Genomic DNA, 15,241 nt, shown 5'->3' on the forward strand with positions numbered 1-15,241 from the left:
AATGGAGGAGTGTCCGTACTCCACATGAGTGAAAAAAGGCCGGGGCAGAAAATTCATCGTCGACTCTATTGTTATACTATAACATGTCGAATTATTTCCAACGATGGACCTGCTTATGAATGCGCTGACTCTGCCGGATATTGCCGCGCAGGCTTCACGCCAAGCCTTGCCACTCGACTGGGTGGGCATGTGCGGCATCGCCCTGCCGATCCTCATTGACGGCCAACGCCTGAGCGCCAGCGCCGATGCCGGCGTCAGCCTGGACGATGGCACCGCTCGTGGCATTCATATGTCACGCCTGTACCTGGCACTGGAGATGCTCGAACAGCAGCCCGTTACGCCTGCACTTCTGCGCAATGTACTGCAGCGGTTTCTCGACAGTCATGAAGATTTATCTAAGAACGCCTACCTGCGTCTGCACACGAATTTACTGCTGAAACGCCCGGCGCTGGTCAGCCCATTGGCCGGCTGGAAGGGCTACCCGGTGAGCATCGAAGCGCGCCTGGAAAACCAGATGTTCCACGTGGAACTAAAAATTGACGTTACCTATTCTTCAACCTGCCCCTGTTCCGCCGCCCTCGCCAGGCAGTTGATTCAGCAGCAATTTCTCCAAGACTTCGGCAACACGCCGTTGCAGCATGAAGACGTGCTGACCTGGCTCGGCAGTGCTAACGGTATCGTCGCCACGCCCCACAGCCAGCGCAGCAGCGCGCAGTTGCACGTGCACCTGCAAGGCGAGCATCTGGCGCTGACGGAGCTGATCAACGCTGCCGAAGCCGCCCTCGGCACCGCCGTACAAACCGCCGTAAAACGCGCGGACGAACAAGCCTTTGCCTTGGCCAACGGGCAGAACCTGATGTTCTGCGAAGACGCCGCCCGCCGCCTTAACCTCGCCTTGAAACGCTCGGATGCGGTCAAAGCCTTCCACCTCAAAGTGATCCACGCCGAAAGCCTGCACGCGCACGATGCCGTGGCTGAAAGCCGCTGGACGAGAAACCCTGCATGATCACCTGCACTGCTTTGCGCTGGGGCGCCCCTGGCCAACCGCTGACACCCGCCGTGGATTTCACCCTGGAAAAAGGCAGCCTCACCGGCGTGATCGGCCCCAACGGCTGCGGCAAAAGCAGCCTGCTCAAAGTCATCGCCGGCCTGCAAAAACCGTTGGCGGGCAAAGTGACCGTGGATGTTCCACGCCGAGGTGGCCTGTCGTTCCTGCCCCAGCAACAGCACCTTGATCGTCAGTTCCCCATCAGCCTGCAAGAACTGGTCGCCGCCGGTTTCTGGGGCACGCGGCTCACCCCGCAACAACGCAGCCAGCGCCTGCAGAAGGTGCTGGAAGAATGGTGCCTCAGTGGCCTGGAACAGCGCCCATTGATGGCGTTGTCAGGCGGCCAACTACAACGCGCATTGCTCGCTCGCATGAGCCTTGCCGAGTCGCCAGTGTTACTGCTTGACGAGCCCCATGCCGCTCTGGACGAAGAAGGCCAGGCCCTGTGCTGGAGCCATATCCACGCCTGGCACGCCGAAGGCCGAACGTTGGTGGTGGTGTGCCATGACTTGGCCTCCGTACGCCAACACACCCAACAAGTGGTGCAAATCAAAAGCAGTGGCTGTGTATTCGGCCCCAGCAAAGAGTTGATCCGCCCGCAGCCGCACATGCAGGTGGCCTGATGCACTTCACCGCCCACCTGTGGATGCCCTTCCTCGACTTCGTCTTCATGCGTCGCGCCCTGATCGGCGGTCTGGTGCTCGCCTGCAGCACCGCCCCGCTCGGCGTATTTCTGATCCTGCGCCGTATGAGCCTGATCGGTGACGCCGTCGCCCACGGCATATTGCCCGGCGCCGCACTGGGCTTCTGGTTCGCGGGCTTGAGCCTGCCCGCGTTGACCATCGGCGGCCTGGGCGCTGGCCTGGGCATGGCCGGCCTGTCGGCGTGGATCACCCGCCGCACCGGCCTGCGCGAAGACGCCAGCCTGGCGGCCATCTACCCCATCTCCCTCGCCGCCGGCGTGTTGATCCTGGGCCTTGCCGGCAAGCGCCTGGATTTGCTGCACCTGCTGTTCGGCTCTGCCCTGGCCGTCGACGAAACCACCCTGACCGGCATGCTCTGGGTCTCCGGGTTCAGCCTGATCGCCATGGCGCTGATCTACAAACCGCTGCTGCTGGACACCCTCGACCCGCTGTTCCTGCAAACCGTCAGCCGCCTTGGCCCCCTGGCCCACGGCTTGTTCCTGACCCTGGTGGTCCTGAACCTGGTGATTGGCTTCCAGGCCATCGGCGCCTTGATGGTGGTGGGGTTGATGATGTTGCCGGCCATCGCTTCACGCTTCTGGAGTCGGCGCCTGCCGGTGTTGATCGCGGTATCGGCGGTGCTGGGATGCCTGTCGGTGTGGTTGGGTTTGTTGCTGTCGTTCTACTTCTCGCTGCCCAGCGGCCCGGCGATTGTGCTGGTGGCTGGCGGTGGGTACCTGCTGTCCGTGGTCTTCGGTCCGGTGCACGGCTTGCTGCGCCGCCCGCCTTTGCTTACATCCCAATGAGGTGTTTCCCGATGCGCGCTCTACTCGTGCTGTTCAGTTTGCTGCTGCCGTTGTCGATGGCCCAGGCCGCCGACAAACTCCAGGTGGTTACCAGCTTCAGTATTCTCGATGACATCACCCACCAGATCGGTGGCGATCACATCCAGATCAGCAACATGGTCGGCCCCGACGCCGATGCCCATACCTACGAACCCTCCCCGGACGATGCCAAGGCGCTGCTCAAGGCCAAGCTGATCATCAAGAACGGCCTGGGCTTCGAGCCGTGGCTGGACCGCCTGGTCACCAGCACCGAAACCAAGGCCACGGTGGTCACCGCCAGCAAAGGTGTGATCTCCCACACCATGGAGGAAGACGGCGAAACCATCCCCGACCCGCACGCCTGGCACAACCTGGCCAACGCCGAAATCTATGTGAACAACATCACCAAGGCACTGGTGGCCGCCGACCCGGCCAACAAGGCCGACTACCTGCGCAACAGCCAGGCCTACCTGAAAGAAATCTACCGCCTGCTGGCCGAAGCCAAGACCAAGTTCGGCGCGCTGCCACCGGGTAACCGTCGCATCGTCACCTCCCATGACGCCTTCGGTTACCTGGGCCAGGCCTATGGCATCCAGTTCCTGGCGCCACAAGGCCTGTCCACCGAACGTGAACCTTCGGCCGCCGAAGTTGCCGCGCTGATCACCCAGATCCGCAAGGACAAGGTCAAGGCGGTGTTCATGGAAAACATCAAGGACTCGCGCCTGCTCAAGCAGATCGCCGATGAAAGCGGCGCGCAGATTGGCGGCACGCTGTACTCCGACGCCCTGGCTGCCGAAGGCCCGGCGAGCACCTTCACCGGGCTGTTCGAGTACAACCTCAACACCCTGTGCGCAGCGTTGAGCAGGCCGTGACCCTGAGCATGCTCGAACTGGAAGGGGCTGCCGTCGGCAGCCGCTTTCCACTCGCCGCCGTGCTCGACGCCCTGCCGTGGAACAGCGATGGCCTGATCGCCGCCATCGCCCAGCAACATGGCAGCGGCGAAGTGCTGATGCTGGCCTGGATGAATCGCCAGGCCCTCAACGAAACACTGGCTACCGGGCAGGTCTGCTATTGGTCGCGCTCGCGCCGACAGCTGTGGCGCAAAGGCGAAAGCTCCGGCCACTGGCAACAGTTGGTGGAAGCGCGCCTGGATTGTGACGGCGACGCGGTACTGCTGATCGTCGACCAGCAAGGCCCGGCCTGTCACACCGGCCGCCACACCTGTTTCTACAACGCCCTCGAGGGCGCCTACGTTCACATCATTACGGAGCCATTTGCATGATCCGCAAGAACCCTTCCGGTGATCTGCCGGTGATTGCCGAATCGGCCTACGTCGACAAGACCGCGATCATCTGCGGCAAGGTCATCATCGGCGAGAACGTGTTTGTCGGCCCCTACGCCGTGATCCGCGCCGACGAAGTCGACGCCGGCGGCGCCATGGACCCGATCACCATCGGCGCGAATTCCAACATCCAGGACGGCGTGGTCATCCACTCCAAGTCCGGCGCGGCGGTGACGATAGGCGAATTTACATCCATCGCCCACCGCTCCATCGTCCACGGCCCCTGCACCGTCGGCGACCGGGTGTTTATCGGTTTCAACAGCGTGCTGTTCAACTGCGCCGTCGGCGATGGCTGCGTGGTGCGCCATAACTCGGTGGTCGACGGCCGTGATTTGCCCGCCGCCTTCTACGTGCCCTCCACCACCCGCATCGGGCCGAATACCGACCTGTCGCAATTCCCGCCGGTGAGTGTCAGTGCCTCGGAGTTTTCCGAAGACGTGGCACGTACCAACGTCGACCTGGTACGCGGTTACAAAGCCCTGCAAAACGAGTTCTGAGCCATGAGCCGCCTGCTGATCCGCAACGCCCGCCTGGTGAACGAGGGCCAGGAATTCGACGCCGACGTGCTGGTCGCCCATGGCCGTATCGAAAAGATCGCCAGCAGCATCGGCGGGAACGCCGCGCCCGTGTCCATCGACGCCCACGGGCAGTGGCTGCTGCCGGGCATGATTGACGACCAGGTGCACTTTCGCGACCCCGGCGCGCCGGACAAGGGCAGCTTCTACAGCGAGTCCCGCGCAGCGGTAGCCGGCGGCATCACCAGCGTCATGGACATGCCCAACACCAACCCGGCCACGCTGAACCTGGAAGCCCTGGCCGATAAAAAGCGCCGCGCGGCCCTGCACTCGGTGGCCAACTACGGCTTTCACTTCGGGGTCAGCAACGACAACCTCGACACCGTCGCCGCCCTTGACCCGCGCGAAGTGGCCGGGGTCAAAGTGTTCATGGGCGCCTCCACCGGCAATATGCTGGTGGACGACCCACGGATCCTGGAACGGCTGTTTGCCGAAGTGCCGACCATTCTGCTGGCCCACTGCGAACACACGCCGAGCATCCAAGCCAACGAGCAGCGCATGCGTGAGCGCTTTGGTGACAGGATCCCCGCCGTCGCCCACCCGCTGATCCGCGATGCCGAAGCCTGCTATCGCTCATCCTCCTTCGCGGTGGAACTGGCCAAGCGTCACGGCACGCGCCTGCATGTACTGCACCTGACCAGCGCCCGCGAGTTGGCATTGTTCGAAGACAAACCCCTCGCACAAAAACGCATTACTGCTGAGGTCTGCGTGCATCACCTGCTGTTCGATGACCGTGACTATCACCGCCTCGGCCACCAGATCAAATGTAACCCGGCGATCAAGACCCGCGCCGACCGCGACGCCCTGCGCCTGGCCTTGCTGAGTGATCGTCTGGATGTGATTGGCACTGACCATGCGCCGCATACCTGGGCGCAAAAACAGTTGGGGTATCGTGAAGCGCCCGCGGGTCTACCCCTGGTGCAACACGCGCTGCCGGCGTTGTTGGAATTGGTCGCCGATGGGCTGCTGCCCCTGGCCACCCTGGTGGCCAAGACCAGCCACCGTGTCGCCGACCTGTTTGCCATCCCCGACCGGGGTTACCTGCGCGAAGGGTATTGGGCCGACCTGGTGCTGATCAAACCGGAGCCCGAGAGAAAGCCGGTCAGGGATGAGCCGATTCTTGCCCGCTGCGGCTGGACACCGTTCGCCGAACGCAGCTTTCGCCACAGCGTGAGTACCACCCTGGTCTCCGGCCACCTGGCCTGGCACAACGGCCAGGTGGTCGACAGCTGCCAGGGTTTACCGCTGCATTTCCTAAGGTAGGCGCGAGCTTGCTCGCGAAGAGCGTTAACGATAACGCAGGGGACCTGACACCCGGTGGCGCTCTCCGGTTTTTCGCGAGCAAGCTCGCTCCTACAGGTTAAGCGCGAGGCTTGACCGTGCCGCAATCGGTGCCCAGCCATTGGGCGTGGGTATCCAGGCTGCCCTTCTGCTGAACGCCGGTGGCATTGAAGGTGCCGTTGACGGTGGTGGTGAATTCTTTCTGGCTCTGGAAGGTAGCGACGCCGGTGCCCTGGGCTTTGGGACAACTGAAGCGGAATTTCCACTGGTTGCCGGTCTTGTCGGTCACTTCCTGCTTGCAGCCCGATTGGGGGTCGGTCAGGGGGATCGAATCAGAGGCGACTTGTGCCGGGGTGAGGCACACCTGCACGCCTTTGCCGGCCATGGTGATGCCTTGTTTTTCCAGCATGGCGCGCTGTTCGGGGGTCATCTGCTGCTTGAGCTGACCGAGGATCAGCGACAGGTCCGGCAGGTCCTGGTTATCGACTTTCATGTTGCTGGTGGTCAATTCCCACAAGCCCGGCGCCAGCATCTGCGCCTGCGCTGCCAGCGGCAACGACAAACCAACAACCATGGCCAAACCAAGCAGACGAGCATTCATTGGGTAACTCCTGGGCAATTGTGGGCGTTAGACGCCGCAAAAGTGCCAGTGTTGCACGCCAAATAAAATAGCGACATTCGCAGCCGTTCATGGTCTGTTAGGCATTGGATTGCCTGGAGTACCGTCGTCCATGGATTTCTTTGGCCCGCACCTGCTCGCCTACTTCATCGCCACGCTGCACTTTCTCGGGACTCTCGCCGCGATCCACGCGGTGCTGACCGTCAGGACCGCCCAAGGCTCGATCGCCTGGGCCCTGTCACTGATGTTCATGCCCTATCTCACCCTGATCCCCTACCTGATCTTTGGCCGCAGCACCTTCGACGCGTATATCCAGGCCCGTCGCCAGGCCAACCAGGAAATGCACACCGCGATCACCGAGCTGAACTGGCGCCCCTGGGTCGAGGAGGCTCTCGCTGCGCGCAACTCCAGCGCCTACGCCTCGTTACGCGCCATGCCCAAGCTGGGGCGCATGCCGTGCCTGGCAAACAATGAAGTGCGCTTGCTGATCAACGGCGAGGCCACTTTCAGTGCAATCTTCGACGCCATTCGCAGTGCCAAAACCGCCGTGCTGTTTCAGTTCTTCATCATTCATGACGATGAACTCGGCCGTCAGTTACAGGCGCTGTTGAAGGAAAAGGCCGCCCAAGGCGTGGGCATCTACGTGCTGTACGACCGCATCGGCAGCCACGCCCTGCCCCATCAGTACGTGCAATCGCTGCGCGACGCCGGGGTGCAGGTCAAGGCATTCGCCACCCGCAGCGGTTGGCTCAATCGTTTCCAGGTCAACTTCCGCAACCACCGCAAGATCGTGGTGGTGGACGGTGTCACCGGGTTTGTCGGTGGGCACAATGTGGGCGATGAATACCTGGGCAAAAAACCGCCATTGGCACCATGGCGCGATACCCATGTGCAAGTCACCGGCCCGGTGGTGGCGTGTTTGCAGGAGTCGTTTGCCGAGGACTGGTTCTGGGCCGCGCGCGAGCTGCCGCCGCTGATCCTGCCGGACGCCTACCCCGAAGACGGCGTGCTCTGCCAATTGCTCGCCAGCGGCCCGGCCGATCCGTATGAAACCTGTTCGCTGTTTTTCGTCGAGGCCATCCATGCGGCCACCGAGCGCGTGTGGATCACCAGCCCATATTTCATCCCCGACGAAGCGGTGTTCGCCGCCCTGCGCCTGGCGGTCCTGCGGGGCGTGGACGTGCGCCTGTTGCTGCCATCGCGGCCCGACCACCGCATCGTGTACGCCGCGTCCAGCCTGTATGCGATCGAAGCGGTGCGCGCCGGTGTCAGGGTGTTCCGCTATACGCCGGGTTTTTTGCATCAGAAGGTGGTGCTGGTGGACAACGAGATCAGCGCCATCGGCAGTGCGAACATGGACAACCGTTCATTCCGGCTGAATTTCGAAGTGATGTTGCTGACGGTCGACGAAGCCTTCGCCAAGCAGGTGGAACAGATGCTGCTGGACGACTTCGCCCAGGCCCATGAAGTGAGCCAGGAAGAAAGCCGCGAGACCCGCCGCCTGCAGCAACTGGGCATGCGGGTGGCGCGCTTGATCTCACCGATTCTCTAACGGCCAATGCGGTAAAAAATGTGGGAGGGAGCAAGCCCCCTCCCACAGTTGGATCTCCACTTTTCTGGAACATCAGCTCAGCGATAGATGTCTTCCCGCGTCCACGGCAGTTCATGGCTGCCATCCGCGTGAGGCTTCACCGCGAGGATCTGGTGCAGGTTGATCCAGCCCCGCGCAAACGCATAGGCACACCCGGCCAGGTACAGCCGCCAGATGCGTAACGCCTGCTCCGGCACCAGCTTCGCCGCCGCTTCCAGGTTGTCTTCCAGGCGCTCGCTCCAATGGTCCAGGGTGCGCGCGTAATGCAGGCGCAGGCTTTCGACGTCGACCACTTCCAGCCCGACTTCGCTGATCTCGGCGGTCATCATCGCCAAATGGGGTAGTTCGCCGTTGGGGAACACATAACGCTCGATAAACTCCCCGGCGCCACGGCCAACAGGCCGGCCGTCGGTGTGCTTGGCGGTAATGCCGTGGTTCATCACCAGGCCGCCTTCGCGCACGGCACCAAACAGGGTCTTGCAGTATTGCGCCAGGTTGGCGTGGCCGACGTGTTCGAACATGCCTACGCTCACCACTTTATCGAAACGACCATCCTGGGGCAGATCGCGGTAGTCGAGCAGTTGCAGGTCGATCTGGTCTTCCAGGCCCTCGGCTTTCACCCGCTCCTTGGCCAATGCCAGCTGTTCCTTGCTCAGGGTGATACCAAACACTTTCACCCCGAACTCACGCGCTGCGAAACGTGCCAGGCCGCCCCAGCCACAGCCTACGTCGAGCAGGTACTCGCCTGGCTGCAAGCGCAACTTGCGACACAGGTGGCGGAATTTGTCTTGCTGGGCCTGGTCGATGGATTCGCTGCCGGTTTCGAAATAACCGCAGGAGTACGCCATGTCCTGGTCCAGCCATAGCTGGTAGAACTCGTTGGACAGGTCGTAATGGTAGGAAATAGCCGCGGCGTCGGTGGCCTTGTCGTGGATCGAGCGCACCGGCAGACTCGCGCCGTCGTCCTCGACCAAGGCATGACTCAACTCATCACAGACCCGGATCACTTCGCTGATGGAACCTTCCAGCTCCAGTTTGCCCTCGACGAAGGCTTCACCCAACGAGTCGAGTGTGGGATGGGTCAGTTGGGGCACGACCGTGGGGTCCTTCACCACGATGGTCACACTGGGCTCGGGGCCCAAGTTGAATTCATGGCCATCCCAGAGTCGAAGACGCAGCGGCAGCTGAAGATTCTGTAAGGCCGGTGGAAGTTGCGCGAGCATGAGTAGTCCCCCCTTGTTTCAGACGTCTGGAATGAGGGTAGACCATCCCGAGAAAAAGTAGGAGGCTATCGATTTGATAGCGTTCTTCTATGGGGCCCGGCGCTGGAGCAAACCGTCCTGGATCCACTGTTTCAGCCATGTCACCGCTTGCAGTGGTGCACCCTCTCCATAAGTGACTGCCAGTTGCGCACACAGTTCTGCGAAGCGCCAACCGGTCGTCACCATCCCCGCCAGCGCAAACGCCTCGGCCGGTCCCAGGCTTCGATAACGGCACACATTCTGATCGCGCCATACCAGGCAGATCTGTGCGAAGTCCAAGGTGTGGCTGTCGGGGAAATCCGCGCCATCCTTGCTGGCACGCCAGATGGCCACGGTGTTGAAGTGGCAAAGCCGCTGCTGTACGGATGGTGTCAGGGAGACCTGCAAACCGGGCCAATCCTCGGGCGGCAGCACCGCCATATCATCCTGGGTCAGCGGCTCACCCTGCGGCGCATCGAACGCCAGGGTGAAGGCCCACTCCAACTGGGCCAGTTCAACCAGCGGCGCACTTTGCTCGGCCACCAGGTGCTCGTGGATAAACGCCGGAAACCGCTCGCCCAACCAGCGCAGGCTGTAGTGGGCCGACGGATAACGACGCACATAGGCTTGCGTCAGCAGCGCAAACTCATCATCCCCCAGCCAATACCGGATGGCGCTGAAGTCGTGCCGCAACACCTCCTGCAGCCGTGCCAGATAAGCGTTGTGATAGATCGCCAGGCCAGTGTCTACATCCAGCGTCGGTCCGCCCAATAACGTGGCGGCAAAGCCACTGTTGGCATCAGGCGTCTGCGCTGACAAGTGCTGTTCAAAGGCCAACTGCCAGTCGGTCAGGCGCATAACGACCTCCGGGCCAAGGCTGCGGCGCCCAGCTTCCGGGCCTTTTCCAGCTCGGTGAGCAGCGCTTCGAACGGCGGGAAATGGTCATCGCGCTCCAACAGCGTCGAGACCGGCCCCAAATGCTCCAGGGTCTGTTGATACAACGCCCACACCGGGTCGCACACCGGATGGTCGTGGGTATCGACCACGTAGTCGCCGTAATCCATATGCCCGGCCAGATGCAGCTGGCGGATGCTGTCGGGCGGCAGGTTGCGGATAAAGGTCCAGGCATCGAAGCCATGGTTGCGCGCACTGACATACACATTGTTAACGTCGAGCAGCAACTGGCAGCCCGACAGGTGGGCCAGGGCATTGAGGAATTCCCATTCGGTGAATTCATCCGCCTTGGCACGCACATAACTGGATACGTTTTCCAGCACCAGCGGGCGCTGCAACACATCCTGCACTTGGCGAACGCGAGCAGCTACGTAGTAGAGGCTTTCTTCGGTGTAAGGCAGGGGCAGCAGGTCATGCAACTGGTGCGCGCTGCCACGGCTCCAGCACAAATGATCGGAAATCCACGCGGGCTGGATACGCTCCGCGAGCTGCTTGAGGTGTTTCAGGTAGTCCATGTCGACGGGGTGGGGGCCGCCGATGGACAGGGACACACCGTGCATCACCAACGGGTAACGCTCGGCTATCGCATCCAGGTAGTACAAGGCTTTACCGCCCTGCACCAGATAGTTCTCGGAGATCACTTCGAACCAATCCACGGCCGGCGCTTGTTCAAGGATCTGCTGGTAGTACTCACTGCGTAAACCCAGGCCGTAACCCAGACTTGGAAGGGACGCGGACATGACTCGCTCCTGGGCAAAGTGTCCGCAGCGGTGGGGACTGCCACTGCGGTTGCACTCGTTTGCCGGTTATTCGCCGACTTTGCCGCCCGCTGCGTCACAGGCGGCCTTGGTCATGGCCTTGAAGCCGTGGCCCTTGCACACCGCCTGGCCCTTGCAGGCGTTTTCAGCGGTTTTGCAGTCGTTCATGCCTTTGCAGGACGTCACGCCGTAGCAATGCACTTGCGCATCGGCGGCTTGTACCTGGGTCGCAACACCAGCAAACATGGTGGCGGCGGCCATCGCCAGGGCAGCACCAGCAGCAGCGGATTTAATGTTCATTCTTGTATTCCTCATGATCGGTAGTGGCGTCGGTCTGAACGGAGTGCTCAGTCTCGACACACCACTAGAGTGAGGCCCCTTATCGGCGTTACAGTCGTGTGCAAATATTTCTGAAATTAATCCTCAAGCTTCGACAGCGGCTCCTGAAACCGCAGTAAACGCCCGGCATTGCCCAGTACCAGCAAGGTGCTGAGGTTATGCAGCACCGCCGCAATCATCGCCCCCGCAGCGCCCAGCCAGCCAAAGGCGGCAAACACCACGATGGCCAACGTCCAGCCCAGGCCGATGACCACATTGACCTGCAACGTACGCCGGCACTGGCGACTCAAGCGCACACAGGTGCCCAGGCGCCGCAGGTCGCTGCCGATCAACACCACATCCGCCGAGGCCAGCGCAATGTCCGCCCCACCCGCGCCCATGGCCACCCCAACCACGCCAGCCTTGAGCGCCAGGGAATCGTTGATCCCATCACCGACCACCATGGGCCGGAAGCCGCTGCCGATTTCCCCAAGCACGCGGTTGAGCTTGTCTTCCGGCAACGCCTGGGCTTCGACATCGCTGATGCCCACGTCCAGCGCCAGGCTGTCGGCCACGCTTTGACGGTCGCCAGTGAGCAGCAGTTGACGACCCAGGCCCAAATCCCGCAACTCTTGCAGGGCCTGGCGCGCCTCCGGCTTGACGCTGTCGGCCAGCAGCAGCCAGGCCAGGAACTGCCCGTTCAGAGCCAGCCCGGCAATCGGGCCGTCATGGTTCGGCACCGTCGTCGTGACAATACCCAATTGCTCGAACAACTCGGGACGGCCCAACGCCGCTTCGCCCTGCTCGGTCTGTGCCACAACGCCCAAGCCCTGGCGCTCGCGAATATCCGTGAGCGCCAGCATTTGCGCCTGAGTCGCCAACCCCGCCAACGCACGGCTGACCGGGTGGCTACTGGCCGAACCGAGGCTGGCCGCAAGGTTGAGCAGCGCCTGGCGGTCGGTCGACGAGGTCTCGATGGACTGCAAACGCAGGGTGCCAAAAGTCAGGGTGCCGGTCTTGTCCACCACCAGCGAGGTCAGGTCCGCCAACTCCTCGAGGAACGCCGAGCTGCGAATCAGGATCCCATGCCGGGCCGCCACGGCGATCCCGGCAATCGCCGTCGCCGGTGCCGACAGCACCAGGGCGCATGGGCACGCCGCCACCAGCACCGCGAGCATCGCCTGGGCGTCATTGGTCACAAACCAGGTCACTGCCGCCAGCAGCAACACCAACACCATATAGCTGCCCGCGTAACGCTCCAGCAGCCGCGTGATCGGCGGCTTGGAACGTTCGGCGTTCTGCATCAGCGCGATGACTTTGCCCAGGGTCGACTCGTTGCCGGTGCGCGTCACTTGCAGGCGCAACAGGCCATCGAGGTTGATCGCCCCGCCAAACACCTGCACACCCACACTGGCTTCCAACGGTACCGACTCGCCGGTGATCGGCGCCGTGTCCAGGCTCGCCTGGCCCGACAGCACCACGCCATCGGCGGGCACCCGATCACCGGCACGCACCTCGACGATATCGCCGGTGCTCAGCGTGCCGTTATCCACTTCGATGATGCTGCCGTCGACCTGCACCCGCCGCGCATGGCTGCGGGTCAGTTTACCCAGGGCATGAATCGCCTCCTGGGAGCCGATCACGCTGCGCTCTTCCAAGACGTGGCCGAAGATCATGATGATCGGCAGCAGCGCGGCGGTCAGCAGATCGCCGGTGGCCCAGGCGCCGAGCATCGCCAGGGCGATCAGTTGGTCGGTAATGCCATGCAGGCTGGGAAAACGCAGGCTGTACCAGGCCGAGCGCATCACCGGCACCGCCACCAGCAACGAGGCCACACCGAGCAGCAACTGGCTGACGCCCGTCTGGTCCGGCGCCAGCCAGCGCCATACCAGCCCCAGCATCAGCAAGCCAAGGGCGAGCATGGCCAGGGTCAATTGCCGGGCAGCGCTGCGCTGCTCGGCGGAGGTCAGCATGGGTGCGCTCATTGTTCGGCTCCCTGGATGATCAAGCGGGAGTCGTCTTTAGGATCGACCGTGGTCACCGAACCGGCCTGGCCGAGAATCTTCGGCATACGCTCGCGGTACAGGCGCAACAGCAAGCCCGGGTCTTTGACCTGGGCCAGGCTGGCGACCGTGGCCGTTTGCGCCTGGGCATTGGCCAGGCGTTCACTGGCCTGGGCGTGGGCGACCTGCACCAGGCGGTCGGCCTGCTGGTTGGCGCTCTGGGTGAGTTTTTCCGCTTCGGTCCGGGCGTTTGCCACGGCTTTGTCGGCTTGTTGACTGGCGGTGAGTACGGCGTTGAATGCGTTCACCGCCGGGCCCGGCAGGCTCGATTGCACATCGACCCGCGTCACCTCGACGCCCAGCCCCAGACCGGTGGCGGCCAACTCGGCCAGGCGCTTGTTGACGCCTTGCACCAAGTCACCCCGCAGCCGCTCGCGACGCTCGGCGGCGCCGTTGTCGGTACCGATCAATTCGGGGCGCGCCACCAGGATCGTGTCCAGATCGCGCGCCGCCGCCAGGACCACGGCGCTTCGGGTCACCAGGCGATCCAGGGCGGGCAGCACATGCGCGCCCTGCAACACAAAGGCGTAGGGTTCGGTGACCTTGTAGAACACCCGCACATCCAGCTGCACCACTCCGGCATCGCCGGTCAGCAGGTAGCCGGAGCCGGCCAGGGCATCGCTCAAGGGCGTGGCGAAACTGGCCACACGATCAGCCTGCACCGCCGCATCGGAACGTAACAGGTTCTCCACCCGACGCTCGATCACCCGGTCGGCCGCCGGCAATAACACCACCTGCTCGAACGGCTGCGGCCAGGCCAGCAGCAGCCCGGCATTCTGGATGCGGTCGAGGGCGCCGAAGTGCAGCACCACCGCACGGTTCTGCGGGTCGATCTGCCGCACATTGGAAAACGCCCATGCCAATGCGGCCAACACCGTCACCGCGTACAACGCCAGGAACGTCAGGCGCCCGGCCTGGATCCAGGGGCTGTCCGGGCTGTCACGCTCGGTCATGGCTGAACGTCCTTGGGCCCGTCCACCAACGCGCGAAAGGGCGCGGCGTCGGTGCGCAGGATGATTTTGGTGCCGGGGGTCACGACCGTGCCCAAGGTATCCAGGGAACGCAGCAAGTTATACAGCTGCGGATTGCCGGCGTAGGCACGCCCATAAATCTGCGCGGCTTCGACCCGTGACTGGGCTTCGATGTCGGCGGCTTTCACCGTGGCATCGGCCTGCACGATGCGCGCGTCACGCTCAGCCGCAGAGCGAATCTGCGCGGCCTCGCGCTTGCCCACGGCCGTGCGTTCGGTGGCGATGGTTTCGCGCTCGGCACGCATGCGGTCGACGGTGGCGGTGAGTGTGACCGACGGCAACGTCAGGCGCTCGATCCCCACCTGCGCCACGCGCACGCCATAGGTGGTGAGCAATTGTTGATCAATCTGCTGGCGCAGCTGCGCCTCGAAATCGGCAATGCGCACCTGGCTGGCCTCAGTGTTGATCAAGCTGGACAAATCAAAGCTGGCCGCCGTGGTTTCCAGCGCCGAGCCGACGAAGGTGCGGATCTGCCGCGCGGCCTCATCCGGCTGGTTCTGCACGGCGCGCATAAAGCGCTGCACATTGTCGGCATCGCCCTGCACCTGCCACGCCACATAGGCCTGCACGATAATCCGCAGGCCGTCGCGCGTACCCACATCCTGCAAGCCGCTGGAGGTGGTGCGCAGGCGCAAGTCCACCGGGATCGCCGCCTCGAACGGCGCCGGCCAACGCCAGCCCAGGCCCGGTTCCAGCAACACCCGCGACGGGTTGCCGAAGCGGGTAATCACCGTGGCCTCGCCGGAGCGCACCTGCACCAGGCTCGCCGCCGCCACCGCGAACAGCACCAGCAACACCGCCCAGGCCATACGCCGCCAAGGGAAAGGACCCGCCGCCTGTTCATCACCGTGATGATGGTGATGGTGGCCGTGGTGGTGACCATGATCGTGAGAATGAGCGCTCAACAGACAGA

The 15,241-nt window shown here is 63.0% G+C and carries 16 protein-coding genes; 8 read left to right on the forward strand and 8 right to left on the reverse strand.

The genetic code is table 11. From position 1 onward, the window contains the following. Positions 1–115 precede the first annotated feature (115 nt). From folE2 to BFQ01_RS21340, 7 genes are read left to right on the forward strand one after another with little or no spacing between them, the layout of a single operon-like run. Positions 116–1,006 (forward strand): GTP cyclohydrolase FolE2, encoded by an 891-nt coding sequence (folE2, locus tag BFQ01_RS21310; RefSeq protein WP_065926778.1) that lies wholly within the window; start codon positions 116–118, stop codon positions 1,004–1,006. Then, complete coding sequence (locus tag BFQ01_RS21315) at positions 1,003–1,671, forward strand: metal ABC transporter ATP-binding protein (RefSeq protein ID WP_065926779.1); 669 nt, start codon at positions 1,003–1,005, stop codon at positions 1,669–1,671. The genes folE2 and BFQ01_RS21315 overlap by 4 nt, the downstream gene beginning before the upstream one ends. Next, positions 1,671–2,537, forward strand: coding sequence for a metal ABC transporter permease (locus BFQ01_RS21320; RefSeq protein ID WP_065926780.1), 867 nt, complete (start codon positions 1,671–1,673; stop codon positions 2,535–2,537). Before BFQ01_RS21315 ends, BFQ01_RS21320 begins: the two co-directional genes overlap by 1 nt. Positions 2,538–2,548: 11 nt before the next feature. Beyond that, the gene (locus BFQ01_RS21325) at positions 2,549–3,427 is read left to right on the forward strand and encodes a metal ABC transporter substrate-binding protein (RefSeq protein ID WP_065926781.1); all 879 of its coding nucleotides are present in this window, start codon (positions 2,549–2,551) and stop codon (positions 3,425–3,427) included. Next, the gene (gene hisI, locus BFQ01_RS21330; protein ID WP_083244917.1) at positions 3,424–3,837 is read left to right on the forward strand and encodes a phosphoribosyl-AMP cyclohydrolase; all 414 of its coding nucleotides are present in this window, start codon (positions 3,424–3,426) and stop codon (positions 3,835–3,837) included. Before BFQ01_RS21325 ends, hisI begins: the two co-directional genes overlap by 4 nt. Beyond that, positions 3,834–4,394 carry a gamma carbonic anhydrase family protein gene (locus BFQ01_RS21335; protein ID WP_027608202.1) on the forward strand — a complete coding sequence of 187 codons (561 nt, stop codon included), beginning with the start codon at positions 3,834–3,836 and terminating at the stop codon, positions 4,392–4,394. Before hisI ends, BFQ01_RS21335 begins: the two co-directional genes overlap by 4 nt. A gap of 3 nt (positions 4,395–4,397) precedes the next feature. Further along, positions 4,398–5,735 carry a dihydroorotase gene (locus tag BFQ01_RS21340; protein WP_065926782.1) on the forward strand — a complete coding sequence of 446 codons (1,338 nt, stop codon included), beginning with the start codon at positions 4,398–4,400 and terminating at the stop codon, positions 5,733–5,735. 97 nt (positions 5,736–5,832) lie between these two features. Here BFQ01_RS21340 and BFQ01_RS21345 read toward each other — a convergent pair whose 3' ends face one another. Beyond that, positions 5,833–6,354, reverse strand: coding sequence for a DUF3617 domain-containing protein (locus BFQ01_RS21345; protein ID WP_027608200.1), 522 nt, complete (start codon positions 6,352–6,354; stop codon positions 5,833–5,835). 130 nt (positions 6,355–6,484) lie between these two features. Here BFQ01_RS21345 and cls point away from each other — a divergent pair, with 130 nt between their 5' ends. Next, a complete protein-coding gene (gene cls / locus BFQ01_RS21350; protein WP_065926783.1) occupies positions 6,485–7,924 on the forward strand; it encodes a cardiolipin synthase in 1,440 nt (479 codons plus the stop codon). Between the two features lie 77 nt (positions 7,925–8,001). On the opposite strand, the gene cfaB is transcribed toward cls, so the two are convergent. The 7 genes from cfaB to hflC all read right to left on the reverse strand — a co-directional run bounded on the left by cfaB (position 8,002) and on the right by hflC (position 15,236). Next, positions 8,002–9,186: a C17 cyclopropane fatty acid synthase CfaB gene (cfaB, locus tag BFQ01_RS21355; protein ID WP_065926784.1), complete on the reverse strand. Its 1,185-nt coding sequence runs from the start codon at positions 9,184–9,186 to the stop codon at positions 8,002–8,004. 87 nt (positions 9,187–9,273) lie between these two features. Further along, positions 9,274–10,062 (reverse strand): HvfC/BufC N-terminal domain-containing protein, encoded by a 789-nt coding sequence (locus BFQ01_RS21360; RefSeq protein ID WP_065926785.1) that lies wholly within the window; start codon positions 10,060–10,062, stop codon positions 9,274–9,276. Then, positions 10,053–10,898, reverse strand: coding sequence for an MNIO family bufferin maturase (locus tag BFQ01_RS21365; protein WP_065926786.1), 846 nt, complete (start codon positions 10,896–10,898; stop codon positions 10,053–10,055). Before BFQ01_RS21365 ends, BFQ01_RS21360 begins: the two co-directional genes overlap by 10 nt. Before the next feature lie 66 nt (positions 10,899–10,964). Next, the gene (locus tag BFQ01_RS21370; protein ID WP_053127493.1) at positions 10,965–11,216 is read right to left on the reverse strand and encodes a BufA2 family periplasmic bufferin-type metallophore; all 252 of its coding nucleotides are present in this window, start codon (positions 11,214–11,216) and stop codon (positions 10,965–10,967) included. A 116-nt stretch (positions 11,217–11,332) separates the two neighbouring features. Beyond that, entirely contained in the window at positions 11,333–13,219 is a 1,887-nt protein-coding gene (locus BFQ01_RS21375; protein WP_065926787.1) for a cation-translocating P-type ATPase, read from the reverse strand. After that, positions 13,216–14,250, reverse strand: a complete 1,035-nt coding sequence (hflK, locus tag BFQ01_RS21380; protein ID WP_065926788.1) for a protease modulator HflK — start codon at positions 14,248–14,250, stop codon at positions 13,216–13,218. The genes BFQ01_RS21375 and hflK overlap by 4 nt, the downstream gene beginning before the upstream one ends. Continuing rightward, complete coding sequence (gene hflC, locus BFQ01_RS21385; RefSeq protein ID WP_161985718.1) at positions 14,247–15,236, reverse strand: protease modulator HflC; 990 nt, start codon at positions 15,234–15,236, stop codon at positions 14,247–14,249. The genes hflK and hflC overlap by 4 nt, the downstream gene beginning before the upstream one ends. Positions 15,237–15,241: the final 5 nt, after the last annotated feature.

The sequence above is a fragment of the Pseudomonas sp. 8 R 14 genome, assembly GCF_900005955.1.
GTDB lineage: Bacteria > Pseudomonadota > Gammaproteobacteria > Pseudomonadales > Pseudomonadaceae > Aquipseudomonas > Aquipseudomonas marginalis.

Excerpts from the sequence above, each read along its gene's own strand:
- folE2 (WP_065926778.1), top strand. The coding sequence starts at position 116 with ATGAATGCGCTGACTCTGCCGGATATTGCCGCGCAGGCTTCACGCCAA.
- BFQ01_RS21315 (WP_065926779.1), top strand. The coding sequence starts at position 1,003 with ATGATCACCTGCACTGCTTTGCGCTGGGGCGCCCCTGGCCAACCGCTG.
- BFQ01_RS21320 (WP_065926780.1), top strand. The coding sequence starts at position 1,671 with ATGCACTTCACCGCCCACCTGTGGATGCCCTTCCTCGACTTCGTCTTC.
- BFQ01_RS21325 (WP_065926781.1), top strand. The coding sequence starts at position 2,549 with ATGCGCGCTCTACTCGTGCTGTTCAGTTTGCTGCTGCCGTTGTCGATG.
- BFQ01_RS21335 (WP_027608202.1), top strand. The coding sequence starts at position 3,834 with ATGATCCGCAAGAACCCTTCCGGTGATCTGCCGGTGATTGCCGAATCG.
- BFQ01_RS21340 (WP_065926782.1), top strand. The coding sequence starts at position 4,398 with ATGAGCCGCCTGCTGATCCGCAACGCCCGCCTGGTGAACGAGGGCCAG.
- BFQ01_RS21345 (WP_027608200.1), bottom strand. The coding sequence starts at position 6,354 with ATGAATGCTCGTCTGCTTGGTTTGGCCATGGTTGTTGGTTTGTCGTTG.
- cls (WP_065926783.1), top strand. The coding sequence starts at position 6,485 with ATGGATTTCTTTGGCCCGCACCTGCTCGCCTACTTCATCGCCACGCTG.
- cfaB (WP_065926784.1), bottom strand. The coding sequence starts at position 9,186 with ATGCTCGCGCAACTTCCACCGGCCTTACAGAATCTTCAGCTGCCGCTG.
- BFQ01_RS21360 (WP_065926785.1), bottom strand. The coding sequence starts at position 10,062 with ATGCGCCTGACCGACTGGCAGTTGGCCTTTGAACAGCACTTGTCAGCG.
- BFQ01_RS21365 (WP_065926786.1), bottom strand. The coding sequence starts at position 10,898 with ATGTCCGCGTCCCTTCCAAGTCTGGGTTACGGCCTGGGTTTACGCAGT.
- BFQ01_RS21370 (WP_053127493.1), bottom strand. The coding sequence starts at position 11,216 with ATGAACATTAAATCCGCTGCTGCTGGTGCTGCCCTGGCGATGGCCGCC.
- BFQ01_RS21375 (WP_065926787.1), bottom strand. The coding sequence starts at position 13,219 with ATGAGCGCACCCATGCTGACCTCCGCCGAGCAGCGCAGCGCTGCCCGG.
- hflK (WP_065926788.1), bottom strand. The coding sequence starts at position 14,250 with ATGACCGAGCGTGACAGCCCGGACAGCCCCTGGATCCAGGCCGGGCGC.